The sequence below is a fragment of the Streptomyces sp. NPDC012637 genome, assembly GCF_042954805.1.
In the GTDB taxonomy this organism is placed as follows: domain Bacteria; phylum Actinomycetota; class Actinomycetes; order Streptomycetales; family Streptomycetaceae; genus Streptomyces.
Genome location: NZ_JBIBDS010000004.1, coordinates 144,500 through 170,291, shown reverse-complemented (window position 1 = coordinate 170,291; position 25,792 = coordinate 144,500). Strand labels below are relative to the sequence as shown.

At 72.5% G+C, this 25,792-nt stretch carries 20 protein-coding genes and 1 pseudogene; 16 read left to right on the top strand and 5 right to left on the bottom strand.

Translation table 11 applies throughout. From position 1 onward, the window contains the following. Positions 1–195 precede the first annotated feature (195 nt). A complete protein-coding gene (acs, locus tag ACFY8W_RS17740) occupies positions 196–2,151 on the bottom strand; it encodes an acetate--CoA ligase (RefSeq protein WP_391105842.1) in 1,956 nt (651 codons plus the stop codon). Positions 2,152–2,346: 195 nt separating this feature from the next. Then, positions 2,347–4,731, bottom strand: a complete 2,385-nt coding sequence (locus ACFY8W_RS17735) for a SulP family inorganic anion transporter (RefSeq protein ID WP_391105840.1) — start codon at positions 4,729–4,731, stop codon at positions 2,347–2,349. 392 nt (positions 4,732–5,123) lie between these two features. On the opposite strand from ACFY8W_RS17735, the gene ACFY8W_RS17730 reads away from it, so the two are divergent. After that, positions 5,124–6,428, top strand: a complete 1,305-nt coding sequence (locus ACFY8W_RS17730) for a hypothetical protein (RefSeq protein ID WP_391105838.1) — start codon at positions 5,124–5,126, stop codon at positions 6,426–6,428. An 86-nt stretch (positions 6,429–6,514) separates the two neighbouring features. Here the strand turns inward: ACFY8W_RS17730 and ACFY8W_RS17725 are convergent, their stop codons facing one another. Next, on the bottom strand, positions 6,515–7,501 hold the full coding sequence (locus ACFY8W_RS17725; RefSeq protein ID WP_391105836.1) for an ATP-binding protein: 987 nt from the start codon (positions 7,499–7,501) through the stop codon (positions 6,515–6,517). A gap of 102 nt (positions 7,502–7,603) precedes the next feature. Between ACFY8W_RS17725 and ACFY8W_RS17720 the strand changes: the two genes are divergently transcribed. Then, a complete protein-coding gene (locus ACFY8W_RS17720) occupies positions 7,604–8,422 on the top strand; it encodes a Fic family protein (RefSeq protein WP_391105834.1) in 819 nt (272 codons plus the stop codon). A 505-nt stretch (positions 8,423–8,927) separates the two neighbouring features. Here the strand turns inward: ACFY8W_RS17720 and ACFY8W_RS17715 are convergent. Continuing rightward, a complete protein-coding gene (locus ACFY8W_RS17715) occupies positions 8,928–9,803 on the bottom strand; it encodes an HAD-IB family hydrolase (protein ID WP_391105832.1) in 876 nt (291 codons plus the stop codon). Positions 9,804–10,323: 520 nt separating this feature from the next. On the opposite strand from ACFY8W_RS17715, the gene ssd reads away from it, so the two are divergent. From ssd to ACFY8W_RS17675, 8 genes and pseudogenes are all read left to right on the top strand, one after another. Beyond that, entirely contained in the window at positions 10,324–11,442 is a 1,119-nt protein-coding gene (gene ssd / locus ACFY8W_RS17710; protein WP_391105830.1) for a septum site-determining protein Ssd, read from the top strand. Then, positions 11,439–12,590 carry a TadA family conjugal transfer-associated ATPase gene (locus ACFY8W_RS17705; RefSeq protein ID WP_391105828.1) on the top strand — a complete coding sequence of 384 codons (1,152 nt, stop codon included), beginning with the start codon at positions 11,439–11,441 and terminating at the stop codon, positions 12,588–12,590. The genes ssd and ACFY8W_RS17705 overlap by 4 nt, the downstream gene beginning before the upstream one ends. Next, positions 12,587–13,450: a type II secretion system F family protein gene (locus tag ACFY8W_RS17700; RefSeq protein ID WP_391105826.1), complete on the top strand. Its 864-nt coding sequence runs from the start codon at positions 12,587–12,589 to the stop codon at positions 13,448–13,450. The genes ACFY8W_RS17705 and ACFY8W_RS17700 overlap by 4 nt, the downstream gene beginning before the upstream one ends. Beyond that, the gene (locus ACFY8W_RS17695) at positions 13,447–14,211 is read left to right on the top strand and encodes a type II secretion system F family protein (protein ID WP_391105824.1); all 765 of its coding nucleotides are present in this window, start codon (positions 13,447–13,449) and stop codon (positions 14,209–14,211) included. The genes ACFY8W_RS17700 and ACFY8W_RS17695 overlap by 4 nt, the downstream gene beginning before the upstream one ends. Positions 14,212–14,248: 37 nt before the next feature. Beyond that, complete coding sequence (locus tag ACFY8W_RS17690; RefSeq protein WP_391105822.1) at positions 14,249–14,518, top strand: DUF4244 domain-containing protein; 270 nt, start codon at positions 14,249–14,251, stop codon at positions 14,516–14,518. A gap of 10 nt (positions 14,519–14,528) precedes the next feature. Further along, a complete protein-coding gene (locus tag ACFY8W_RS17685) occupies positions 14,529–14,861 on the top strand; it encodes a TadE family type IV pilus minor pilin (protein ID WP_391105820.1) in 333 nt (110 codons plus the stop codon). Next, positions 14,858–15,139, top strand: a pseudogene (locus tag ACFY8W_RS17680) (Rv3654c family TadE-like protein); the annotation flags it as partial. The gene ACFY8W_RS17685 and the pseudogene ACFY8W_RS17680, both read left to right, overlap by 4 nt. A gap of 26 nt (positions 15,140–15,165) precedes the next feature. Beyond that, positions 15,166–15,294: a hypothetical protein gene (locus ACFY8W_RS17675; protein ID WP_391106933.1), complete on the top strand. Its 129-nt coding sequence runs from the start codon at positions 15,166–15,168 to the stop codon at positions 15,292–15,294. A gap of 640 nt (positions 15,295–15,934) precedes the next feature. On the opposite strand, the gene ACFY8W_RS17670 is transcribed toward ACFY8W_RS17675, so the two are convergent. Further along, positions 15,935–18,478 (bottom strand): DEAD/DEAH box helicase, encoded by a 2,544-nt coding sequence (locus ACFY8W_RS17670; protein ID WP_391105818.1) that lies wholly within the window; start codon positions 18,476–18,478, stop codon positions 15,935–15,937. Positions 18,479–18,557: 79 nt separating this feature from the next. Between ACFY8W_RS17670 and ACFY8W_RS17665 the strand changes: the two genes are divergently transcribed. The 6 genes from ACFY8W_RS17665 to ACFY8W_RS17640 all read left to right on the top strand — a co-directional run bounded on the left by ACFY8W_RS17665 (position 18,558) and on the right by ACFY8W_RS17640 (position 25,791). Continuing rightward, positions 18,558–18,911: an STAS domain-containing protein gene (locus tag ACFY8W_RS17665; RefSeq protein ID WP_384408645.1), complete on the top strand. Its 354-nt coding sequence runs from the start codon at positions 18,558–18,560 to the stop codon at positions 18,909–18,911. Positions 18,912–18,964: 53 nt separating this feature from the next. After that, complete coding sequence (locus ACFY8W_RS17660) at positions 18,965–19,423, top strand: ATP-binding protein (RefSeq protein WP_391105816.1); 459 nt, start codon at positions 18,965–18,967, stop codon at positions 19,421–19,423. A 338-nt stretch (positions 19,424–19,761) separates the two neighbouring features. Then, on the top strand, positions 19,762–22,116 hold the full coding sequence (locus tag ACFY8W_RS17655; RefSeq protein WP_391105814.1) for a sodium-translocating pyrophosphatase: 2,355 nt from the start codon (positions 19,762–19,764) through the stop codon (positions 22,114–22,116). 297 nt (positions 22,117–22,413) lie between these two features. Then, positions 22,414–23,067 (top strand): small secreted protein, encoded by a 654-nt coding sequence (locus tag ACFY8W_RS17650; protein ID WP_391105812.1) that lies wholly within the window; start codon positions 22,414–22,416, stop codon positions 23,065–23,067. Positions 23,068–23,236: 169 nt separating this feature from the next. Beyond that, positions 23,237–24,784, top strand: a complete 1,548-nt coding sequence (locus tag ACFY8W_RS17645) for a methyltransferase (protein ID WP_391105810.1) — start codon at positions 23,237–23,239, stop codon at positions 24,782–24,784. Then, positions 24,781–25,791, top strand: a complete 1,011-nt coding sequence (locus tag ACFY8W_RS17640; protein WP_391105808.1) for a helix-turn-helix domain-containing protein — start codon at positions 24,781–24,783, stop codon at positions 25,789–25,791. The genes ACFY8W_RS17645 and ACFY8W_RS17640 overlap by 4 nt, the downstream gene beginning before the upstream one ends. Position 25,792 lies beyond the last annotated feature (1 nt).

Below are 25,792 nucleotides of genomic sequence, written 5' to 3'. Positions count from 1 at the left end.
GTTTTCCTGACGCGTCACTGACGCGATCCTTACTTTACCTAAAGAGGCCCGGCGGTGCCTGGTGATCTTCACTTTAGGTGCATAGCCGGACACCGGCACCCCCTGTGGACAACCGCCTGTGGACAACGTCCCGGGCATGCGGAAGCGCCCGCCTCGGACTCCGGGACGGGCGCCTTCACCTGCGCTTTTGAGGGCTCAGTCCTCGCTGGACGCGGCCGGCAGCTTGGTCTGGATGAGGTCCATGACCGACGAGTCCGTCAGCGTCGTGACGTCGCCCAGCTCACGGTTCTCGGCGACGTCGCGCAGCAGGCGGCGCATGATCTTGCCCGAGCGGGTCTTGGGCAGCTCGGCCACCGGCAGGATCCGCTTCGGCTTGGCGATCGGGCCGAGGGTCGCGCCGACGTGGTTGCGCAGCTCGGCGACGAGGCCTTCGTCCTCGCTGGCCGTACCGCGCAGGATCACGAAGGCGACGATCGCCTGGCCGGTGGTCTCGTCGGCGGCCCCGACGACCGCCGCCTCGGCGACGGACGGGTGGGAGACCAGCGCGGACTCGACCTCGGTGGTGGAGATGTTGTGGCCCGAGACGAGCATGACGTCGTCGACCCGGCCGAGCAGCCAGATGTCGCCGTCGTCGTCCTTCTTGGCACCGTCGCCCGCGAAGTACTTGCCCTCGAAGCGGGACCAGTAGGTGTCGATGAAGCGCTGGTCGTCGCCCCAGATGGTGCGGAGCATCGACGGCCACGGCTCGGTGAGGACCAGGTAGCCGCCGCCCCCGTTCGGGACCTCGTTCGCCTCGTCGTCGACGACGGTGGCGGAGATGCCGGGCAGCGGGCGCTGCGCCGAGCCGGGCTTGGTCTCGGTGACACCGGGCAGCGGCGAGATCATCATCGCGCCGGTCTCGGTCTGCCACCAGGTGTCCACGATCGGGCACTTGTTGGCCCCGATGTGCTCCCGGTACCAGATCCAGGCCTCCGGGTTGATCGGCTCGCCGACGGAGCCGAGGACGCGCAGCGACGACAGGTCGAACTTGGCGGGGATGTCGTCGCCCCACTTCATGAACGTGCGGATCGCGGTCGGCGCCGTGTAGAGGATGGTGACGCCGTACTTCTGCACGATCTCCCAGAACCGGCCCTGGTGCGGGGTGTCCGGGGTGCCCTCGTACATGACCTGGGTCGCGCCGTTGGCCAGCGGCCCGTAGACGATGTACGAGTGGCCGGTGACCCAGCCGATGTCGGCGGTGCACCAGTAGACGTCGGTCTCCGGCTTGAGGTCGAACACGGCCTGATGGGTGTACGCGGCCTGGGTGAGGTAGCCGCCGGAGGTGTGCAGGATGCCCTTCGGCTTACCCGTGGTGCCGGAGGTGTAGAGGATGAAGAGCGGGTGCTCGGCCTCGAACGCCTCCGGGGTGTGCTCGGCGGACTGGCGGGCGACGATCTCGTCCCACCACACGTCGCGGCCCTCGGTGAAAGCGGTGTCCTGGCCGGTGCGGCGGACCACGAGGACGTGCTCGACCTGCGGGCAGCGGGCGACGGCCTCGTCGATGGCGGGCTTCAGCGCGGAGGGCTTGCCGCGGCGGTAGCCGCCGTCGGCGGTGACGACCAGCTTGGCGTCCGCGTCCTGGATGCGGGAGGCGACGGCGTCGGCCGAGAAGCCGCCGAAGACCACCGAGTGGGCGGCGCCGATGCGGGCGCAGGCCAGCATGGTGATCGCGGCCTCGGGGATCATCGGCAGGTAGACCGCGACCCGGTCGCCCTTGCGGACGCCCAGCTCGGTCAGGGCGTTTGCGGCCTTGGAGACCTCGTCCTTGAGCTCGGCGTAGGTGATGGCGCGGCTGTCGCCCGGCTCGCCCTCGAAGTGGATGGCGACCCGGTCGCCGTTGCCGGCCTCGACGTGGCGGTCCACGCAGTTGTACGCGACGTTCAGCTCACCGTCGGCGAACCACTTGGCGAAGGGCGGGTTCGACCAGTCGAGGGTCTCGGTCGGCTCGGTGGCCCAGGTGAGCCGCCTCGCCTGCTCGGCCCAGAAGCCCAGCCTGTCCGCCTTGGCCTGCTCGTACGCCTCCGCCGTCACATTGGCGTGCGCGGCCAGCTCGGCGGGCGGCGCGAATCGGCGCTCTTCCTTGAGCAGATTGGCCAAGGATTCGTTGCTCACGACATCTCCCTTTCCCAGGGCGTCCTATGTGCCTGTGTGTCCCGCGTCATAGCTCATCAGGCGGATGCCCGGGTGACAAGAGCCTCCGGGTAATTGGTTTAGACCTGTGGGATGACATGCGGAGGCGACCCCTCGCTCCCCGAGCGGGAGGGAGCGAGGAGTCACACACTTGCACGGACGAACGGAAGGAAAGGTTCAGGACGCGCGAGCGGCCTGCCAGACCCCCGGATACGCCTCCGCCGCCACGGCCGCGGGAGGCACGTGGTTGAACACGTCGTCGTAGCTGTGCACCTCGTCCGTCCCGGCCAGCAGATAGGCCTGCGCCTCACCCACGTGGAAGTACATCCCGTGCAGGGCCAGCGTCCCGTCCGCGAGCCGCCGCGCCACCGACTCATACGCCCGCAGGTGCTCCAACTGCTGCACCACGTTGGTCAGACAGAGCTGCTCGACCGCGTCGGCCGGCAGCCGCCCGGAGATCCTGGCCCAGGCGTGCCTGCGGCTCGCCATCCGTTCCAGACTCGGCCGGCCGTGCCGCAGCCAGCGCCGCAGCGGGCTCGGCGGGTCGTCCGGACCGCTGTTCAGCAGGGCCTGCATCGCGCCGCAGCCGGAGTGCCCGCAGACAGTGATCGACTCGACCCGCAGCACCTCCACCGCGTACTCGATCGCCGCCGCCACCGAGTCGTCCCCGCTCTCCTCGCCCGGCAGCGGCACCAGATTGCCCACGTTGCGCACGGTGAACAGGTCGCCCGGGCCGCTCGACGTGATCATGCTGGTGACCAGCCTGGAGTCGGCGCAGGTCAGGAAGAGCTGGGAAGGCCGCTGGCCCTCCCGCGCGAGCCGCGCCAGCTCGTCCCTGACCAGCGGCGCGGTGTCCCGCTGGAACGCGCCGATGCCGCTCGCCAGCCGGTGACCGGTCGCCTGCCGGGTCTCCTCGGCCGGCTGCTCGACGCACTGATGGTTCCGCCACGGTGTCCAGGGGCGGCAGCAGGAGTGGGAACCGTGCCCCTGCGCGGACGCGGCCTCGGGCGCGGGATCGGCGATCCGGCCGCCGGAAGGACCGGTCGTCTCCACCGTGCCACCACGCCCCAGATGCGCGGCCTGCCAGTCGTGCAGCGCCTCGTACGCCGCGTGGTCCATGAAGGAGCCGTCCAGCTCCACCACCACGTCGGCGCCCGACGGGATCTGGTGCAGGGCCCGGCTCAGCCGCGGCACCGCGAGGAAGGTCAACTGGCCGCGGATCCTGATCAGATGGCGCCCGTCCTTCTCCTCCCGGGTGATCCGGGTACGGGCGAGGCGGTGCAGCGCGACGGCGACCGCCACCGCGATCCCGAGGCCCACTCCCTCCAGGATGCCGACGAACACCACGCCCGCCAGCGTCACCACGTACACCAGCGCTTCGCGGTGACGGGTGACCGTCCGGATGTGCGTGATGCTGACCATCTGGATGCCGACGACCATGACGAGCGCAGCGAGCGCGGGCAGCGGGATGAGGTCGAGAACCGGGACGAGGAGCAGTGCGGCGAGCACGATCCACACGCCGTGCAGTATCGACGAGTTGCGGCTGACGGCCCCCGCCGAGACGTTCGCGACGCTGCGCACCGCGACGCCGGCCACCGGCAGGCCGCCGAGCGCCCCGGACACCACGTTCGCCGCGCCCTGGCCCGCGAGTTCGCGGTCCAGCCGGGAACGGGGGACCGAGGCCGCGCCGGTGTCGGCGGCGCGCTTCGCCGCCAGCTTGTCGACGGCGACGGCGGACAGCAGCGACTGCACGCTGGTCACCAGCGTGATGGTGAGCACCCCGGCCGCGATCCCGAGGATCGGCCCCTCGGGGAGGCCGGGCAGCGCGTGGCTGCTCCACGAAGGCAGGTCGACCCGCGGCACGCCGAGCCCGGCGAGTGCCGCGACCGCCGTGGCTGCGGCCACGGCGACGAGCGCGGCGGGGACCGTGCGCAGCATCCCGCCCGTACGGCCGGGGAGGCGCGGCCAGAGCAGCAGCAGGCCGACGGTGAGGGCGCTCACGACGAGTGCGGCGGGCGAGGTGTGCGCCAGCTGGGCGGGCAGGCCGAGCGCGTTGTCGACGGCGGAGCTCTGAGGGCTGCCGCCGAGCACGATGTGCAGCTGGGCGAGGGCGATGGTCACGCCGATGCCGGCCAGCATGCCGTGCACGATCGCGGGGGACACGGCGAGGGCGGAGCGGGCCACCTTGAGGGCGGCGAGGCCGAGTTGGGCCAGTCCGGCGAGCACCGTGATGGCGCACGTGGTGCGCCAGCCGTAGAGCTGGATCAACTCGGCGGTGACCACGGTCAGTCCGGCGGCCGGGCCGCTGACCTGGAGCGGGGAGCCGCCGAGGCGACCGGCGACGATGCCGCCGACGGCGGCGGCCACCAGGCCCGCCTGGAGCGGGGCGCCGGTGGCGAGCGCGATGCCGAGGGAGAGCGGCAGCGCGATCAGGAACACGGCGACGGACGCGGAGAGGTCCGCGCCGTCGAGACGGATGCGGCGGCGGGGGCCGTCCGGCGGACTGTGGGGCCGCTGGACGCGGGGTCGGTTGGTGGTGCGGTCAGGGGTGGTGAGAGTCATGTCCCGTCTCCTCCGGGGGCAGCGCGGTCGCGGCTCGTGCGGGGTGCAGCGGCGGGGCCATCGAGCGATGCCGATCAGCGATCATCAACGCTCGGTAAATGAACAGTAATGGAGAGTAAAGACTCCGGCATTATTTTCGGGGCAAACGGGGCAAGGATTCACCGGATCCGGTGACAGAACGTGGCCATGCCGCTTGTCGTTGCCGCTCTCCGGTCGCCGTGGTGCGACGTTGACGCCGCTTGTACGGAAATCCGAGGAACCGTGCGAAGGGGCCGGCGGACGACTGGGCAAGCCGGTGTCCGCCGCACGGCGCAACCGGGACGCACCGCACGACGCGACCCTGACGCGGCCGAGGACGCAACCGAGGACGCAGACCGAGGAGAGGTGGGCGGATGTCAGCCGCCGGGAGAAGGACCACTGTCCAGAAGAGGGCGCTCGCCGTCGGCGCCCTCGCCGTCGCCCTCACGGCCGGGCTCGCCGGCTGCTCGGGTTCCGGCGGTTCCGCCCGGGACGGGGCGCCGGGCGCGGGCGTCAAGAAGGGCCCGGCCGCAGCTCCGCAGAGCGCGGTGCGGCTGATCGGCGACGGCTCCACCGCCTTCACCGGGCAGCAGCCCCACCAGCCGACCTGGCAGCGCCTGAAGCCAGGTCAGGAACCGCCGCAGTTCGTGGTGTTCTCCTGGGACGGCGCGGGCGAGGACAGCCAGCGGCTCTTCTCTCACTTCCGCAAGGTGGGCAGGCAGTACGGCGCGACCATGACGTACTTCCTCAGCGGGGTGTACCTGCTGCCGGAGGACAAGCGCGAGCTGTACGACCCGCCGAAGCACTCCCCGGGCCGCTCGGACATCGGCTTCAACGACGTCCAGGGCATCCGTGACACCGTGCGCGAACTGCGCGGCGCGTGGGAGGAGGGCAACGAGATCGGCACCCACTTCAACGGCCACTTCTGCGGCAAGGACGGGGGAGTCGGCACCTGGTCGGTCGAGGAGTGGAAGAGCGAGATCAACCAGGCCAAGTCCTTCGTCAAGAACTGGAAGACCAACGCCGGTCTGAAGGCGGAGAAGCCGCTCCCGTTCGACTACGACAAGGAGCTGGTCGGCGCCCGTACGCCGTGCCTGGAGGGCCGCAAGAACTTCGTCCAGGCGGCGGCGCAGATGGGCTTCCGCTACGACACCAGCGGCGTTAACGACCAGATCTGGCCCAAGAAGGACCAGGGTCTGTGGGACCTGTCGATGCAGCTCGTCCCGGTACCCGGCCGTGCCTTCCAGACGCTGTCGATGGACTACAACTTCCTCGTCAACCAGTCCGGCACGACGAAGGGCGACCCGTCGATGCACGAGTTCTGGGGCAACCAGATGCGGGACGGGCTGGTGCAGGCCTTCGAGCGCTCCTACCGGGGCAACCGGGCGCCGCTGATCATCGGCAACCACTTCGAGTCCTGGAACGGCGGCACGTACATGCGCGCCATCGAGCAGACGATCGCCACGGTGTGCGTGCAGAAGGACGTCAAGTGCGTCTCCTTCCGCCAGCTCGCCGACTGGCTCGACGCCCAGGACCCGGACGTCATCGCCAAGCTCCGCACCCTGAAGGTCGGCGAGGCCCCGCAGGCCGGCTGGAAGTCCTTCCTCGCCCCGCAGCCCGCCGTCCCGGCGGCTCCGGCGGCCGGCGCAGCCGGAGCCCAGCCCGCCGAACGGCGCTGAGCCCCGGCGCGCGCCGCCGGCTCGGCTGCCGCTGAGCCTCCAGACGCGCCAACGGCTCGGTTTCGGCTGAGCCTCGGCGCGTGGGGTCAGCTCGGCTGGGGGACAGCCAGTCGTTCGTCGAGGACGAAGCCGGGGTCGACCTGCGCCGCCAGGTCCGCCCCGGTCTTGGCGTTGCCCCAGCTTTCCGCGTTCCGCAGGTGGAAGTGGACCATCTGGTGCGTGTAGCGCTCCCAGTCGCGGTGGGCGTACGAGTCGTCCGCCGCGTTCTGGAGGGTCTGCAGGGCCGTGCGGTTGGCCGCCTCGAGGAGTTCGAAGCGGGGCGGGCGGCCCTTCTCCATGGAGCGGACCCAGTCGGAGTGGCCGACCGTCACCAGCAGGTCCTCGCCGACCTCGGAGCGCAGGAAGTCGACGTCGTCCGCGCCCTGCACCTTGTTGCCGACCACCTTCAGGGCGACCCCGAAGTCCCGCGCGTACTCCTTGTACTGGCGGTAGACGGAGACTCCCTTGCGGGTCGGTTCGGCCACCAGGAAGGTCATGTCGAAGCGGGTGAACATGCCGGAGGCGAAGGAGTCGGAGCCGGCCGTCATGTCGACCACCACGTACTCGTCCGGCCCGTCCACCAGGTGGTTCAGGCACAGCTCCACCGCACCGACCTTGGAGTGGTAGCAGGCCACACCCAGGTCGGACTCGGTGAACGGGCCCGTCGCCATCAACCGGAGCTCGCCGTCGTCGAGCCGGACGGACCGGGCGCAGGCCTCGTACACCGGGTTGTCCTCGCGGACCCGGAGCAGCCGCGAGCCCTCCCCGGGCGGCGTCGTCTTGATCATCGTGTCGGCGGAGGCGATCCGCGGATTGGAGCCCCGCAGGTAGTCCTTGATCAGCGGCAGGTGCGCGCCCATCGCGGGCAGCGCGGAGGCCTCTTCGTCGGAGAGGCCGAGCGCCGCTCCGAGGTGCTGGTTGATGTCGGCGTCGACCGCCACGACCGGGGCTTCGGCGGCGGCGAGGTGACGGATGAAGAGCGAGGACAGCGTCGTCTTGCCGCTGCCGCCCTTCCCTACGAAAGCGATCTTCATGTTCACCTAGCGTAGTGGCACGAATGCTGCGCGTGGTCAAGGTGCGTGAAGAAGACCACTCCAACGTGGGGTGCGGGCCCCGGGCGCGTAGCCTCCCTACTTATGAGTACGCACGCCTCTGACCCCCTGGCCGCCCTCGGCTCCCTGCCGGGCGTCGCCGACTCGGTGGACTCCGTACGCAAGGCCGTCGACCGGGTCTACGGCCACCGCGTGATGCGCCGCCGCAGCAACGAGATCACCTCCGAGGCGGCTCTGCGCGGGGCCCGCGGCTCGGCCGCGCTCGCGGGCGCCGACTGGGCCCTGGAGGAGGTCCGCCGGCGCACCGACTTCGGCGCGGACCCGGAGGCCCGCACGGTCGGTGCGGCGCTGCGACTGACCGCCGAGTGCGGACAGCTGCTGTCCATCTGGCGCCAGTCGCCGCTGCGGGTGCTCGCCCGGCTGCACCTGGTCGCCGAGGGCGAGCCACTCGCCTCGACGGGCAGGCCGCGGCAGGCGGGTGAGCCGGTCGACGAAGCGCTGATCGAGTCGCCGCTCCCGGACCCGGCCGAGGTCTCGGGCCGGCTCGACGGCCTCGCCGACCTGATCATCGCGGGCGGTGAGGCCCCGGCGCTGGTGACTGCCGCCGTGGTGCACGGTGAGCTGCTCGCCCTGCGGCCCTTCACCTCGCACAACGGCCTGGTCGCGCGGGCGGCGGAGCGGATCGTGCTGATCGGCAGCGGTCTCGACCCGAAGGCGATCTGCCCGGCCGAGGTCGGCCACGCGGAGCTGGGCCGTGAGGCCTATCTGGCGGCCTTCGACGGCTACCTGTCGGGGACGCCGGAGGGCATGGCCGCCTGGATCTCGCACTGCGGGCGCGCGGTGGAGCTGGGTGTCCGGGAGTCGACGGCCGTCTGTGAGGCGCTGCAGCGCGGCGCGGCCTGAGAAGCCCCTGACATGGGTTGCGGCGGTACCAGACTTCGGTACCGCCGCTGGCACGTCCACCCAGTTACCAAGCGTCCTCGATATGTGCCCATCAGGCGGGGAACTTTGCCCTGCGCCTGGTGCGGCTGGCCCTTAATCGAAGGGTCGACGTCGCGTGGGTGCCAGGTTTCTGTGCATCAGGTCCGTGGGGCCGTTCTGCTCAACAGGTGATCCTCTCGGATGTCCTAGGTCTCGCGGGCCTGATTCCTTTCTACTCCTGTCGGCGAGGAAGCGAAAGTCCTGGCTCCGCTTCTTTGCGTTCCCCTCAAATCCGGGCAAAGCGAATGGCAAGTTCCGAGGTCCGGGCACCGGCCGAGTGGCCAGGCGAGTGGCCAGGCGGCTGGGCGTCGGATGACGGGGTGCCGGGCCTGGTGCGATGCCATGTGCTGGGTGGTGCTGTGTGACGGCGTCGGGTACCGGATGTCGGGTGTCGGACCGCCGGTGCCGGGCGGGGTGAGGCGGTTGGTCAGGTGAGGGCCCCGGCCGCGGCCCTCGCGAGTGCCGCCGCCTGTCGGCGACGGCTCGCGTACCAGACGAGACCGGCGGTGGCGGCCGCCGCGCCGACGGCCGCCGCGGCGACGAGGGCCGGGCGGGGCGGCATGCGGAACTCCGGCAGTCGCTGCTTGAGCCGCACCGGCCGGTCGAAGACGAGGACCGGCCAGTCCCGGGCCGTCGCCTCGCGTCGCAGCGCCCGGTCGGGGTTCACCGCGTACGGGTGGCCCACCGCTTCCAGCATCGGCAGATCGGTCGCCGAATCGCTGTACGCGTAGCAGCGGGACAGGTCGTAGCCTTCGGACTCGGCGAGCTCCCGGACCGCCTCCGCCTTCGTCGGGCCGTACGCGTAGTACTCCACTTCACCCGTGAAACAGCCGTCCTCGCCGACCACCATCCGGGTGGCGACGACGCGGTCGGCGCCCAGCATCTCGCCGACGGGCTCGACGACCTCGGCCCCGGAGGTCGAGACGATCACGACGTCGCGGCCCGCGGCGTGGTGGTCCTCGATGAGCGAGGCCGCCTCGTCGTAGATGATCGGGTCGATCAGGTCATGCAGGGTCTCGGCCACGAGCTCCTTGACCTGGGCGACGTTCCAGCCTTTGCAGAGCGCGGAGAGATATTCGCGCATCCGCTCCATCTGGTCGTGATCGGCGCCCCCGATCAGGAACACGAACTGGATGTACGCCGTCCGCAGTGCGGCACGGCGACTGATCAGTCCGCCTCGGTAGAAGGACTTGCTGAAGGTCAGCGTCGAGGACTTCGCAATGACCGTCTTGTCCAGGTCAAAGAAGGCGGCTGCGCGCGGCATCGAGTGGTTTTCCACGAGCTGAGCATAGGTGCCCGCCATTCGGCGTACGCTGGGGCGCGTGGGTTTGCCTGAGAAGGCTCTCGGGTACACCATGGAAGTCACGGATCGTTCGCGACCGTGCTAACCCGGACCGGCTCCTCCCCCCCCGAGTCGGCCGGAGAGACGACCCCCGCTCTCCCCCCCGGCGGGGGTCGTCGCATGTCCGGACCTGGTCCGGACCTGTTTTCGCCCCGATCTTCCCTCATCTCCGCCCCTCCTTCCCCGGCCGCGTCACGCGTCGGCCAGGTGGTCGCACGACACCTCATTTCGTCACTCAGCGTAGTCGCAGGACTGCTCTCCGGGCAGTACCGGTTTGGGTGGCGAAGTTATTCACAGGCGGCGGGTTATCCACAGTTTTTGACCAAGATCCACAAGTTTTTCCCGACGGCTGCACGGTGATTCCGGTCGCGAAGTCCGCGAACCGTAGGAATCAGGTGAGGGGTGTGCCGTGGAGGGACCGAAGACTTCCGGAACGTCGGCGCGAGGCGCGGCGGTGGTGGGTGCGGTCGCGGGAGCGGCCATGGGATCGCGAGCGAGCGCCGGCCCGGGCGTGGGCGCGGGTGTGGGGGACGGAAGCGGGCGGCCGGCCCGGCCGCTGCTCGTCACCGAGGACCTGGCACTTCTCGACGACCTGCTGCGGCTGTGCGCCGCCGCGGGCGCCGAGCCCGAGGTGCACCACACCGTGCCCGAGCGCCGGGCCGCCTGGACCGACCCGCCCCTCGTCCTCGTCGGCGACGATGCGGCGGCCCGCTGCCGCGGCGCCACCCGTAGGCCGGGAGTGCTGCTGGTCGCACGAGACCCCGGTGACTCAGGCGTGTGGCGGCGCGCCGTCCGGATCGGCGCGGAGGACGCGCTGACCCTGCCCGACGACGAGGGCCGTGTCGTCGACCTCATCGCCGACGCTGTCGAGGGCGCAGGGCGGCAGGCGCTGACCGTCGGCGTCATCGGCGGTCGCGGTGGCGCGGGAGCCTCCACGCTGGCCTGCGCGCTGTCGCTCGCCGCCGTCCGGGCAGGGCAGCGCACCCTCCTCGTCGACGCCGACCCGCTCGGCGGCGGACTCGACGTGCTGCTCGGCGGCGAGCGCGCCGCAGGGCGGCGGTGGCCCGACTTCGCCGCATCCAAGGGACGGGTCGCGGGCGCGGCCCTGGAGGAGTCGCTGCCGACGGTGCGCGGGCTGCGGGTGCTGAGCTGGGACCGGGGCGACCCGGTGCTCGTGCCGCCCGAAGCGATGCGCTCGGTCCTCGCCGCCGGCCGGCGGCGTGACGGCGTCGTCGTGGTCGACCTGCCCCGTCGGATCGACGACGGCGTCACCGAGGCGCTCGCCCAGCTCGACCTCGGCCTGCTCGTCGTCCCGGGCGAGCTGCGGGCCGTCGCCGCCGCCCAGCGGATGGCCGGAGCCGTCGGCACCGTGCTGCGCGATCTGCGCGCCGTCGTACGCGGGCCCTACGCGCCCGGGCTCGACGAGCAGTGGATCGCCGACGCCCTCGGGCTCCCCCTCGCGGGCGAACTGCCCTGCGACACGGGCCTCGCGACGGCCGGAGACGGCGGACCTCCGCCGGGCTCCGAGGTTCGCGGCGGCCTCGCCCGCTTCAGCTCCGCCTTCTGGGAGCGCGTCCTCGTCCCGGAGCGTGTGGCATGAGCGGGACGGGACTTCTCGACGCCGTGCGTCAGCGGCTCGCCGAGAGCGGTGCCGAACCGACCCCGGCGCGCGTCGCGGCGGCCCTGCGAGCGCAGGGACGGCTGCTCGGCGATGCCGAGGTGCTGGGCGCGGCGGAGGAACTGCGGTGCGAACTGATCGGCACGGGGCCGCTGGAGCCGCTGCTCGCCGACCCGAGGGTGACCGACGTCCTGGTCTCCGCGCCCGACCGGGTCTGGGTGGACCGCGGTACCGGACTCGAGGCGACCGGGGTGACCTTCCCCGACGCCGCGGCGGTACGGCGCCTGGCGCAGCGGCTCGCGGCGGTCGCGGGTCGCCGGCTCGACGACGCCAGGCCCTGGGTGGACGCGCGGCTTCCGGACGGCACCCGCATGCACGCCGTGCTGCCGCCGGTCGCCGTCGGCTCGACCTGCCTTTCGCTGCGGGTGGTGCGGCCGAGGGCGTTCTCCGTGGGGGAGTTGGCCGATGCGGGCACCGTCCCGCCGGGCGGCGAGCCGGTGCTGCGGGCGCTGGTCGAGGCCCGGGTCTCCTTCCTCGTCAGCGGCGGCACGGGCTCGGGCAAGACGACTCTGCTGTCCACCTTGCTCGGCCTGGTCGGTCCGCGCGAACGGATCGTCGTCGCCGAGGACTCGGCCGAACTGCGCCCCGACCACCCGCACGTGGTGCGTCTGGAGGCTCGCCCGCCGAACCAGGAGGGCGCGGGGCTCGTCACCCTCCGGGACCTGGTGCGGCAGGCGCTGCGGATGCGGCCTGACCGGCTTGTGGTCGGCGAGGTCCGCGGTCCGGAAGCCGTTGACCTGCTCGCCGCCCTCAACACGGGCCACGAAGGAGGCTGCGGCACGGTCCACGCCAACGCGGCCGCCGACGTGCCCGCCCGGCTGGAGGCGCTGGGCACGGCCGCCGGGCTCGACCGTGCCGCGCTGCACAGCCAGCTGGGTGCCGGTCTCTCGGCGGTGCTGCACCTGGTACGGGACCGTTCCGGACTTCGGCGGATCGCCGAGGTCCACGTTCTCGAACGGGACCGGGAGGGGCTGGTGGTGACCGTTCCCGCGCTGACCTGGGCACCAGGCGGCTTTCAGCAGGAGCGGGGCTGGGAGCGGCTGCGGTCGCTGATCGGGGGCGGACGGTGACGACGACGGGCGCGGCGGTGTTGTGCGCGGTTCTCGCGCTGTGGTGGACGGCCCGGCAGGAGCGGGCGGCCCGCAGGGCCCGTGCGGTCCTGGCGGCGCCGGGAGGGCCGGTGGAGACCTGGACCTGGACCGGGGCCGTGGCGCCCGCGGTCGCCGCGCGCTGGTGGAGCAGGCTGCGTGGCCGGCGGGAGTGGCTGTGTCTGCCGGTGGCGGCGGTGTGCGCGTTGCTCGGCTCCTCGCCGCTGCCGCTGGTCGCGGGGGCGGTCGCGGTGCCGTTGACCGGACGCCGGCTCGGGGCGGCGCGGGCCCGACGGGAGCGGAAGGCACGCGCCGATGGGGTCGTCGCCCTGTGCGGGACGGTCGCGGGAGAGCTGAGGGCCGGCTGGCAGCCCGCCCAGGCGCTGGCCTTCGCCGCGCGCACCACGGGTGCGCTCGGCGGCCAGGAGGCGGCGGTTCTCGCGGCGGCCCGTTTCGGCGGGGATGTGCCGGAGGCGCTGCGCCGGGCGGCCCGCAGCGACGGTGCCGAGGGACTGGCCGGGATGGCTGCCTGCTGGCAGGTCGCCGTGGACGGTGGAGCGGGCCTCGCCGCGGGCCTTGACCGGCTGGAGGCCGCGCTGCGGGCCCACCAGGAGCAGCGGGAGCGGCTGCGGGCCCAACTGGCCGGGGCCTGGGCGACGGTGGCCGTCCTCGCGGTCCTGCCCGTCGCCGGACTCGGACTCGGAGCCGCACTCGGAGCCCGCCCGTTGTGGGTGCTGCTCCACACGCCCGCGGGTCTCGCCTGCCTGGCCCTGGGCGGCGCTCTGGAGGCGGCGGGGTTGTGGTGGGCGGCCCGGATCGTGCGGGGAGGCGAGCGGCTGTGACAGCTGTCCTCGCCGTCCTGTGTGCTCTCGTGGCAGCGGTCCTGGCCCTGGTCGGCCGGCGCCGCGACCGGCGGGCGCGCGCACGGTCGGCGGCCCTGCTGGGAGTGGGGAAGCCGCCGGGACGGTCGCCGGAGAGCAGGCGGAGACCGGTGCTTCTGCATCGGGTACGGCCCTGGGGCGTGCCGTGTGCGGCGGGTCTCGCCGGGTTCGTGCTGATCGGCGGATTCCCCGGGTGTCTGGTCGGAGCCGGCACCGCCTGGGCGCTGTGGCGATGGCGGGCACGGCGGCCGCAGGACGTGCAGGAGGTGCAGGACGAGGAGGTGGCACGTCAGCTGCCCCTTGCCGCCGACCTGTTGGCGGCGTGCGCCTCCGCCGGGGCGCCGCCCGGGGATTCCGCGGACGCGGTGGGCCGGTCGCTGGGCGGGCCGGTGGGCGAGCGGCTCGTCCGCACCGCCGCCGAACTGAGGCTCGGCGGCGAACCGGCCGATGTGTGGCGGAGGTTCGGCGAGATACCCGGCGCGGAAGGGCTGGCCCGCTGCCTGGAACGCGCGGCCTCCTCCGGGGCGCCCGCGGCCGATGCCGTGGCACGCCACGCGGAGGCACTGCGCGCGGCCCGCGCCCGAGCGGCGGCAGCCCGCGCGCAGCGCGCCGAGGTGCTGATCACCGCGCCGGTCGGGCTGTGCTTTCTGCCCGCGTTCCTGGCGGTCGGTGTGGCTCCGGTGGTGATCGGCCTCGCGAACGGACTGCTCGGCGGCCGGTGAGAGCGAAGTGGATGAGAGATCACGAGGAGGTCCGGAAATGAAGATCAGTCAGGTCGGTCACGACAGTCGTGCCCATCAGGTCAGGCAGTTCGGTAAGCGCGGGGGCGGAGGGAGCCGGCTGCTCGGATGGTGGCGGGCCCGGACGGCTGCGGCACGCCGCGACACCGGCATGAGCACGACGGAATACGCGATGGGCACGATCGCCGCCGCGGCCTTCGCGGCCGTGCTGTACAAGGTGCTCACCAGCGGCACGGTGAGCAAGGCGCTGGAATCGGTGATCGGGAAGGCTCTCGATGCGCCGTTCTGACCGGGGATCCGTGACCGCGGAGACGGCGGTCGCGCTGCCCGCCCTCGTCCTGTTCACCGCGGCCCTGCTGTGGGGGCTGGCCGCGGCCGCCGCGCAGATCCAGTGCGTGGACGCGGCCAGGGCCGGTGCCCGGGCGGTCGCCCGCTCCGAGCCCGTCCCGGCCGCCGAGGCCGCGGCCCGGGCCGCGGCTCCCGAGGGCGCGACCGTCACCGTGGCACGGGAGGGCGAGCTCTGGCGGGTGAACGTCGAGGCGGCCGCGCCGGGGCCCGGCGGCCTGGGGCTCACGTTGCGGGCCGGGGCGGCGGCGCTCGCCGAGGACACGGTCGGGGAGGCGATGCCGTGAGGAGCGTCCGCCGGATCCGTTCGGCCGATCGGGGTGCGGCCACGGTGTGGACCGCTTTCGCGGCCTGCGCACTCTGCGTCGTGTTCGGCGCGGTGCTCGCACTCGGCCAGGCCGTCGCGGCCCGTCACCGCGCGGGCGCGGCCGCCGACCTGGCGGCCCTCGCCGCCGCCGGCCGTGGCCTGTGGGGCGAGCAGGACGCCTGCGCGGCCGCGGCCCGCGTCGCGGAGGCACAGGGCGCCACCCTGGTCCGCTGCCACGTCCGAGAGGACGTCGCCGACGTCACCACGCGCGTCGCGCACCCTCCATGGAACCCCGAGTCCCGGGCCCGCGCGGGCCCGCCCACCAGCCCGACATCTCCTACCGGCCGAACGTCTCCCGCCGCCCCGCCGTCACCTCTTGGCCTAACGCCACCCACCAGCTCGACGTCTCCTAACGGCCTAACGTCTCCCGCCGACCCGATATCCCGTGCTGGCAGGCGCTCGCCCACCGGTCCAGGCCCGGCCACAGGCATGGGCTCAAGGTCGGCCTGAGCCCACCGGCCGACCCGAGCCCGCCCATCGGTCCGGATCCCGCCATCGGCCTGAGCCCACCGGCCGACCCGAGCCCGCCCATCGGTCCGGAACCCGCCATCGGCCTGAGCCCACCGGCCGACCCGAGCCCGCCCATCGGTCCGGATCCCGCCATCGGCCTGAGCCCACCAGCCGCCCCGGGCTCGCCCACCTGCTTGGGCGCGCCCGTCACCCCGGAGCCACCCGCCTCGCTCGATCGGCCCACTGTGCCGGGCTCTTTTCCAGGGCCTGGTCCTCTGAGCCGGGCTCTCTTCCTGGGCCCGGTTCTCCACCAGGGCCTGACCCGCCCCGGTCTAACCAGCCCGTCCGGGATCAGCTGACCCGTCAGGGACGAGCCCGGGACCAGCTGACCCGTCAGGGACTAGCTGACCTGCCCAGGACTAGCCGACTAGCCGACCGGGACTAGCCGACCCGCCCAGGACTGACCGACCCGCAGCCAGCTGGGGTCAAGCCAGCCGTGATCCGCCGGACGGGGACAGAGACCCTGGGCCCCGTCCTCGGGCGTCAGCACGGTCCGTCTGCGGGTCCCGCAGAGGCGGTGTCCGCGGGTGTGTCGGCCGAGGACACGCCGTCCCCAGGCGTCTCCTTCGCCGCGGCCTCCTCGGGGGCGCCCCGCAAGAGCTCCGTGAGGAGGCGGACTGCGCCGCGTTTGTGAAGGGGGTCGTTGCCGTTGCCGCATTTGGGGGACTGGATGCAGGAGGGGCAGCCGGCGTCGCACTCGCAGGAGGCGATGGCCTCCCGGGTGGCGGTGAGCCAGGCCCGGGCGGTGTGGAAGGCGCGTTCGGCGAAGCCGGCGCCGCCGGGGTGGCCGTCGTAGACGAAGACGGTCGGCAGCAGGGTGTCGGGGTGGAGCGGGACGGAGACGCCGCCGATGTCCCAGCGGTCGCACGTGGCGAAGAGCGGCAGCATGCCGATGGAGGCGTGCTCGGCGGCGTGCAGGGCGCCGCCGAGGATCTCCGGGTTGATCCGGGCGGCGTCGAGCTGGTCCTCGGTGACCGTCCACCACACGGCCCGGGTGCGCAGGGTGCGGGGCGGCAGGTCGAGCTTGGTCTCGCCGAGCACCTCGCCGGTGATCAGGCGGCGGCGGAGGAAGGAGACGACCTGGTTGGTGACCTCGACGGAGCCGTAGCAGAGGCGGCCGGCTCCCCACGGGATCTCGGTGTCGGTGGACAGGACGGAGATGGAGGTGGTGTCGCGGGCGGTGGTCGAGTAGGGCGGGTTCGCCTCTTCGACGAGGGCCACGGAGTCCTTCAGGTCGAGCTCGCGGACGAGATAGGTGCGGCCCTGGTGAAGGTGGACGGCGCCCTCGTGGACGGCGGCGTGGGAGGCGGCCTCGTCGACCGTGCCGAGGAGCCGGCCGGTGCCGGCCTCGACGATGCGCACGGGGCTGCCGCCACCGCCCCGGATGTCGGTGAGGTCGGCGGCCCGCTCGCGGCGGGTCCAGTACCAGCCGGTGGAGCGGCGGCGCAGCAGGCCGGCGGACTCCAGCTGGGGCAGCAGGTCGGGCACGGCCGGGCCGAAGAGGGCCACGTCGGACTCGGTCAGCGGTAGCTCGGCCGCGGCGGCGCACAGATGGGGGGCGAGGACGTAGGGGTTGTCGGGGTCGAGGACGGTCGACTCGACGGGCTGCTGGAAGATCGCCTCGGGGTGGTGGACCAGGAAGGTGTCCAGCGGGTCGTCGCGGGCGACGAGGACCGCGAGCGCGCCCTCGCCGGAGCGTCCGGCGCGGCCGGCCTGCTGCCACAGGGAGGCGCGGGTGCCCGGGTAGCCGGCGATCACGACGGCGTCCAGGCCGGAGACGTCGACGCCCAGCTCCAGGGCGGTCGTCGCGGCCAGGCCGAGGAGCTCGCCGGAGTGCAGGGCCCGCTCCAGGGCGCGCCGCTCCTCGGGCAGGTAGCCGCCCCGGTACGCGGCGACCCGACGGGCGAGGGTGCGGTCGACCTCGGCGAGGCGTTCCTGGGCGATCACCGAGATCAGTTCGGCGCCGCGCCGGGAGCGGACGAAGGCGACCGAGCGGACGCCCTGCACCGCGAGGTCGGTCAGCAGGTCGGCGGTCTCGGCGGTGGCGGTGCGGCGGACCGGGGCTCCCTGCTCGCCGTGGAGCTCGGTCAGCGGAGGCTCCCACAGGGCGAAGACCAGTTCGCCGCGGGGGGAGGCGTCGTCGGAGACCTCGGTGACCGGCAGGCCGGTGAGCCGGCCGGCGGCGAGGGCCGGGTCCGCGGAGGTGGCCGAGGCGAGCAGGAACACCGGCTCGGAGCCGTAACGGGCGCAGATCCGGCGGAGGCGGCGCAGCACCTGGGCGACGTGGGAGCCGAAGACGCCCCGGTAGGTGTGGCACTCGTCGACGACGACATAGCGGAGGGAGCGCAGGAAGGAGGACCAGCGGGGGTGGGACGGGAGTATGCCCCGGTGGAGCATGTCGGGGTTGGTGAGGACGTAGTTCGCGTACTGGCGGACCCACTCGCGTTCCTCGACCGGGGTGTCGCCGTCGTAGACGGCGGGACGGATCCGGTTGCCGAGCGGGGCGGCGAGTTCGCGCACGGCGCGCCGCTGGTCGGCGGCGAGCGCCTTGGTCGGGGCGAGGTACAGGGCGGTGGCGCCGCGCCCGTTCGCGGCCTCGCTGCCGTCAAGGAGGGTGGAGAGCACGGGGGTGAGATAGGCGAGCGACTTGCCCGAGGCGGTTCCTGTGGCGATCACCACGGAGGTGCCGTCCAGGGCGTGCTCGGCGGCTTCCGCCTGGTGGGCCCAGGGGTGCTCGATCCCTGCCTTCTCGACGGCTGAGATCACTTCCGCCCGGATGCGGTGCGGCCAGACGGCATGACGGCCCGCACGGGCGGGCAGATGCTCCGTATGAGTGATGCGCGCGGCCCGGCTCTCGCCTCGCGAAAGCCGGTCGAGGACCTCGCCGGGAGAGGGGCGGCTGCCCGTGTCTCCGGCGGGTCGGCTGGGGCGGTGATTCTTGGCCATCGGCACCGAGTGTGTCACCGGCATGACGGACAATGCTCCCAAGGCGTCGTGCATGGCTGCCGGTAAGTGATTGAATGCCATCGCGGCCGGCGATCCGTCCCGTGGCTCCGCCCGGGAGACCCGAGGGACGGCCGCTCGATAGCTAGGTGCTGGAGGACCCGTGGACCTGTCTCTGTCGACTCGCACTGTGCCCGGCCCCAACGGCGACCGTACGGTCGTCGAGGTCGGTGGCGAGATTGATGTGTATACCGCGCCCAAGCTGCGCGAGCAGTTGGTCGAGTTGGTGAACGACGGCAGCTACCACCTGGTTGTCGACATGGAAGGCGTGGACTTCCTCGACTCGACCGGCCTCGGCGTGCTTGTGGGCGGTCTGAAGCGCGTGCGCGCGCATGAGGGATCGCTGCGACTGGTGTGCAACCAGGAGCGCATTCTCAAGATCTTCCGGATCACCGGCCTCACCAAGGTGTTCCCGATTCACACCTCGGTGGACGAGGCCGTCAACGCCGCTGACTGAGGCCAGGCGCAGCCCTCGCCCCGTTCAGCAGCCGAGAACCCCAGGGGGATCACATGGCGACCGTTGAACTCCTCTTCAGCGCCCAGCCCGAGCACGTCCGCACGGCACGCCTCGTGGCGGCCGCGGTGGCGCGCCGGGCCGGGGTCGACGAGGCGGTCCTCGACGAGGTCCGGCTCGCCGTCGGAGAGGCCTGTTCCCGTGCGGTCGGGCTGCACCGCAGCAACGGGGTCACCACCCCTGTCCGGGTCGTGCTGACCGAGGAGGAGAAGACCTTCTCCATCGAGGTCGGCGACGAGGTGCCGGGCGCGGGTGTGGCGGCGGCCGACGCCGCCGGGGTGCCCGGCGCGCGTGACGCGGCGCCGGCCGAGGACTTCGACGATGCCGACGGTGAGGACGAGATGGGTCTCGCGGTGATCCGCGGGCTCGTCGACGACGTGGAGGTGAGCGCCGGCGAGGAAGGCGGCACCATCAGGATGAGCTGGCCCGCCAACCCGGACGCCCCGCTCGGCTGACCGGGGGCGAGGCCCCCGACGCCACGCGAGGCCCCGAACGTCTCGTGGGGCGCGCAGGCCGCGACGGCCCGGCACAGAGGTGCCGGGAGAGCGGCCCGGCGCCCTCGCGCCCGAGAGCGCGACTTTCGAGAACCTGAGAACGCGAGAAGAGGCCCTGCCCCGCAGGGCCTCTTTTCATTCCCCGACGCCACGATCGGCCACGAATGCTTTGGGCCCATTACCGCATTCGGCCTCACTTGTGAGGTATTCGGGAATTACCATTGCGGCGCCCTGTTTTGATCAGGTTTCCCTCCTTACAATCCGCCTTGTCTTGACCCCTCGACGTCAAGGAGGACGGAATGGCGGGTCTAGCAGCCGCGGTGCTCACCGAGGAGAACCGCGTGATCGTGGTCGTCGTCGCGGCCGTCGCGCTCGCGGCGCTGGTCGTGGCACAGCTCCTCGTACGGCAGGTCCTCGCGGCCGGCGAGGGCACGGAGAAGATGCGCGAGATCGCGGCCGCCGTGCAGGAAGGAGCGAACGCCTATCTCGCCCGGCAGCTGCGCACCCTCGGCGTCTTCGCCGTCGTCGTGTTCTTCCTGCTGTTCCTGCTGCCGGCCGACAACTGGTCGCAGCGGGCCGGACGCTCTCTGTTCTTCCTGGTGGGCGCGCTTTTCTCGGCGGTCACCGGATATGTGGGAATGCGGCTCGCCGTACGCGCGAACGTAAGGGTGGCCGCGGCGGCCCGGGAGGCCACTCCGGCCGAGGGCGAACCGGAGAAGGACCTGACCTCGGTCGCCCACAAGGCGATGAAGATCGCCTTCCGCACCGGTGGTGTGGTCGGCATGTTCACCGTCGGGCTCGGTCTGCTCGGCGCCTCCTGCGTGGTCCTCGTCTACGCCGCCGACGCGCCGAAGGTCCTGGAGGGATTCGGGCTCGGCGCCGCCCTCATCGCGATGTTCATGAGGGTCGGCGGCGGCATCTTCACCAAGGCCGCCGACGTCGGCGCGGACCTCGTCGGCAAGGTCGAGCAGGGCATCCCCGAGGACGACCCGCGCAACGCCGCCACCATCGCCGACAACGTGGGCGACAACGTCGGCGACTGCGCCGGCATGGCCGCCGACCTCTTCGAGTCGTACGCCGTGACGCTGGTCGCCGCGCTGATCCTCGGCAAGGCCGCGTTCGGCGACCTCGGTCTCGCCTTCCCGCTGATGGTGCCGGCGATCGGCGTGGTCACCGCGATGATCGGCATCTTCGCGGTGGCTCCGCGGCGCGCCGACCGGAGCGGGATGACCGCCATCAACCGCGGCTTCTTCCTGTCCGCGGTGATCTCGCTCGCGCTCGTCGCCGTCGCCGTCTTCACGTACCTTCCGTCCTCCTACGCCGAGCTCGAGGGCGTCACCGAGCCCGGCATCCCCGCGCACGACGGCGACCCGCGCGTGCTCGCCCTGGTGGCGGTCGCCATCGGCATCGTGCTCGCCGCGCTGATCCAGCAGCTGACCGGCTACTTCACCGAGACCGGCCGGCGCCCGGTCCGTGACATCGGCAAGTCCTCGCTGACCGGCCCCGCCACCGTCGTCCTCGCCGGCGTCTCCATCGGTCTGGAGTCGGCCGTCTACACGGCGCTGCTGATCGGCCTCGCCGTCTACGGGGCCTTCCTGCTCGGCGGCGCCTCGATCATGCTCGCGCTGTTCGCGGTCGCCCTCGCCGGCACCGGGCTGCTCACCACCGTCGGTGTGATCGTCGCCATGGACACCTTCGGCCCGGTCTCCGACAACGCCCAGGGCATCGCGGAGATGTCCGGTGACGTGCAGGGCGCCGGAGCACAGGTGCTGACCGACCTCGACGCCGTCGGCAACACCACGAAGGCGATCACCAAGGGCATCGCGATCGCCACCGCCGTCCTCGCGGCGTCGGCGCTGTTCGGCTCCTACCGGGACGCCATCGCGACCGCCGTCGCCGACGTCGGGGCGAAGGCGAGCGGGATGAACCTCTCCATGGACATCTCCCAGCCCAACAACCTCTTCGGCATGGTGCTCGGCGCCGCCGTCGTGTTCCTCTTCTCCGGGCTCGCGATCAACGCCGTGTCCCGGTCGGCCGGTGCCGTGGTGTACGAGGTGCGGCGGCAGTTCCGCGAGCACCCCGGGATCATGGACTACACCGAGAAGCCCGAGTACGGGCGGGTCGTCGACATCTGCACCAAGGACGCCCTGCGCGAGCTCGCCACGCCCGGTCTGCTGGCCGTGATGGCCCCGATCGCGGTCGGCTTCACCCTCGGGGTCGGCGCGCTCGGGGCGTATCTCGCCGGTGCCATCGGCACGGGCGCGCTGATGGCTGTGTTCCTCGCCAACTCCGGCGGTGCCTGGGACAACGCGAAGAAGCTGGTCGAGGACGGCCACCACGGCGGCAAGGGCAGCGACGCGCATGCCGCGACGGTCATCGGTGACACCGTCGGCGATCCCTTCAAGGACACCGCGGGACCGGCGATCAACCCGCTCCTCAAGGTGATGAACCTGGTGGCGCTGCTGATCGCCCCCGCCGTCGTGCAGTTCGGTTACGGGGACGACGCCAACCCCTGGCTGCGGGCGCTGGTCGCCCTGCTCGCGTTCGTCGTCATCGTGGCGGCGGTACGGGTGTCCAAGCGGCGGTCCGTGGCCGTCGGGGACGGTTCGGCGGAACGGAACGGCTCCTCGAAGGACGCTGCCGTCACTCCGTAGGAGCACCGGAGGGGGCGCCGCCGTCTCTCCACAGGAGGCGTCGCCGTCTCTCCGCGGGAGAACGTCGCCGTCGCTCCGGAAGGGCAGGCTCCGGCGCCGGCGCGTAACAGGGCGTCGGGCATGAAGTGATGAGACACCGTCAAAGCAGGGGCGGGCGAGACGTTCTGACGTGACGTCCGCCCCTGTCTTCTTGGTTCAAACGGCTGCAATATCGGATGAATCGGTCGCACGATCGGCGGAAGTCCTCCGTGCGGCGTGTATGTTCCGGGGCCGAGAGCCTTGGAAGGGACCGATCCGGTGAACAAGAAGCTTGCGGCCGCACTGTCCGGCGGCGCGGTACTGGTGCTCGTGCTGTCCGGTTGCAGCGACGACGAGGGCGACAAGGTCAACGACTGGGCCAAGACGTTCTGCGACCAGGCGCAGCCGCAGATCCAGAAGCGGGCCAACGCCAACCAGCTGATCATCTCCACGGCGGCCGACAGCAAGCCGGAGGCGATCAAGGCCGCAGACTCGAAGGCCTTCCAGGACATCGCCGACGCCGACCGGGCGCTCGCCAAGGCCGTCGAGAGCTCCGGCGTGCCGCCGGTCGAGAACGGCGAGAAGATCCAGCAGGACGCCATCAAGGAGCTCAACGCCACGGCCACGGCCTACGACGGACTGAAGAAGCAGGTCGACGCGCTCGACACGTCGAACCAGCAGAAGTTCGCCGACGGCCTGAAGGTCGTCTCCGACAACCTGGCGAAGATCCAGAACATGGACCAGGACGCCGTCGCCAAGCTCCAGGCCGGCGAACTCGGCCAGGCCATGGCCAAGCAGCCCGGCTGCCAGACGCCCAAGGCGTCGCTGCCGCCGAGCGCCTCCCCGAAGGCCGGAGCCCCGGCGACCGGCTCCACCGCGCCTTCGGCCAAGCCCTCCGCCAAGCCCTCGGCCTCGGCCAAGAGCGAGGAGTAGGCGCGGAACGCCGTCGCGACGCGGGCGAGGCCCGACCGGCCTTGCCGCCGGGCGGGCCCCGCCCGCAGTCCGGCGTGCCCGGGCCGCGCCCGGCCCGTCAGCCCCGTCCGGCCGTGCGGAGGCCGCCCGGTGACGTCGGTGGCTGCCGTTGTCGGTGGCGGCCGTCACAATGGGGCACGTGAGTACGACCAGCACGACCCCCAGCCTTCCGGTGCCCACGCACGCCGCCCGACTCCGCGAGGCCCTGCTCGCCGCCGACTTCACCGCCGACGGTCTGCTCGACCTGCTCGGCGCCCAGGCCTACGCGGCCCTCGCGCGCAGCGAGACCGTGCCCGCGCTGCGGGCCACCCGCGGGGACTCCCCGCTGGAGACCCTCGTCCGTCTCTTCCTGCTCCAGCGCGCCGTCGATCAGGAGCGGGCCGCCGCCGCGCTGCCCCTGGAGGAGGCGCTCGCCGACGGCTGGCTGGTCCGCGAGGACGACACCGTGTACGCCACGGTCGACGTCCGGCCGTACGGCGGACCGGACGGCGAGGACTGGTTCATCGTCTCCGACCTCGGCTGCGCCGTCGGCGGCGCGGGCGGCATCGGGAAGAAGGACGAAGGCGTCGTCCTCGGTGTCGGCGGGGCCTCCACCACCCTCGCCGGGATCACCGTCCGCACCCCGGTCGCCACCGCGCTGGACCTCGGCACCGGGTCCGGCATCCAGGCGCTGCACGCCGCGCAGCACGCCACCCTGGTCACCGCGACCGACCTCAACCCGCGCGCCCTCGACTTCACCCGGCTCACCCTCGCCCTCTCCGGGGCGCGCGGCGCCGAGCTGCTGCAGGGCTCCCTGTTCGAGCCGGTCGACGGCGACACGTACGACCTGATCGTCTCCAACCCGCCGTTCGTGATCTCGCCCGGCGCCGGGCTGACTTACCGGGACGGCGGCATGGCCGGCGACGACCTGTGCCGCACCCTCGTGCAGCAGGCCGGAGAGCGCCTCAACGACGGTGGATACGCCCAGTTCCTCGCCAACTGGCAGCACGTCGACGGCGAGGAGTGGCAGGACCGGCTCCGCTCGTGGGTGCCGGCCGGCTGCGACGCCTGGATCGTGCAGCGCGAGGTCCAGGACATCACCCAGTACACCGAGCTGTGGCTGCGCGACAGCGGCGAGCACCGCGGCGACCCGGACGAGTACCGGCTGGCGTACGGGCGCTGGCTCGACGAGTTCGAGGCCGGCAAGACCAAGGCCATCGGCTTCGGCTGGATCACCCTCCGCAGGAACGCCGCCGTCGCCGCCGGCCGGGTCGAGCCCTCGATCGTCGTCGAGGAATGGCCGCATCCCGTCGAGCAGCCGCTCGGCGACACCGTCCGGGCCCACTTCGAGCGGCAGGACTACCTGCGCGGCCACGACGACGCGGCGCTGCTCGCCGACAGCTTCGTCCTCGCGCCCGAGGTCGTGCAGGAGCAGGTCGGCCTGCCCGGTGCGGAGGACCCGGAGCACGTGCTGCTGCGGCAGAACCGGGGCATGCGCCGCGCCACCCGCGTCGACCACGTCGCCGCCGGGTTCGCGGGCGTGTGCGACGGCACCCTCAGCGCCGGCCGGATCCTCGACGCCATCGGCCAGCTCACCGGCGAGGACCCGGTCCTGCTGCGGGACCGCACCCCGCAGGCCATCCGGCTGCTGGTCGAGGAGGGCTTCCTGCTGCCGGCGACGGGAGAGGGGCCCGCTTGATACGGATCGAGCTCGACGAGGCCGCGCTCGGTGCGACCCGGATCGCGATGAGCCCGCTGCGGGACGCCTTCTGCGCCCTCCACCTGCAACTCCCGCAGCGCAGCCCGTCGTGGCCGTACCAGGAGTGGGTGGGGCACGCGCGTGAGGTGTGGCGCGAGGACGACCGGCTGCGGCCGCTGTGGGACCTGTTCGCCGAAGGGCGTTACGAGGTCTCCGACTTCCTGATGCCCCGGCCCGTCGGCACCGCCGACGTGTACGAGGAGCTGGACCTGCTGAGGGCGACTGACCCGGAGTTCGTCCGCGCCCAGGCCGCCGTCTGCTACCCCGGCATGGCGGAAGAGGACTTCCTGCGGCCGTACCTGACGGACCCGCAGGGTGCCTGCGCGGCGCTCGCCGACGCGTACGCCGCCTGGTGGGAGGAGGCCATCGCGCCGTACTGGCCGGTCATGCGCCGGCTCGTGGAGGACGAGGTCCTCGTCCGGGCCAGGACCTTCGCCACCGAGGGCGTCGACGCGCTGTTCGGCGGGCTCGAGAGCCGGGGGCGCTGGGAGCGGCCCGTGCTCGAACTGACGAAGTACCTGGACGTGGAGTACGCGGCGGGGGAGCGGCGGCTCGTGCTGGTGCCGCTGGTCTTCGCCGAGGGCTGCCGGCTCTACTCGACCGACGACCCGGAGGTGCTGGCCGTGTCCTTCCAGGCCAGGGGCGCCGGAGCGCTGCGCGAGCGCCCGGCCGCGCCCGCCGACGGCGGCGACCGGCTCGGGCTGCTCCTCGGCCGCGGCCGGGCCGCCGTGCTCAGGGAGCTGGACGGACCGCTGACCACGCACGGCCTCGCGGACCGCCTCGGCCTGGCGCCCAGCACCGTCTCCGAGCACCTCTCGCTGCTCACCGGCGCACAGGTGGTCACCCGCCACCGCGTGGGACGTTCGGTCTACTACGAGCTGACGGACACCGGGCGTTCGCTGCTCGCGCTGCTCGCCGGCGAAGGGGTGCTGGCGGAGGCCGCCTGAC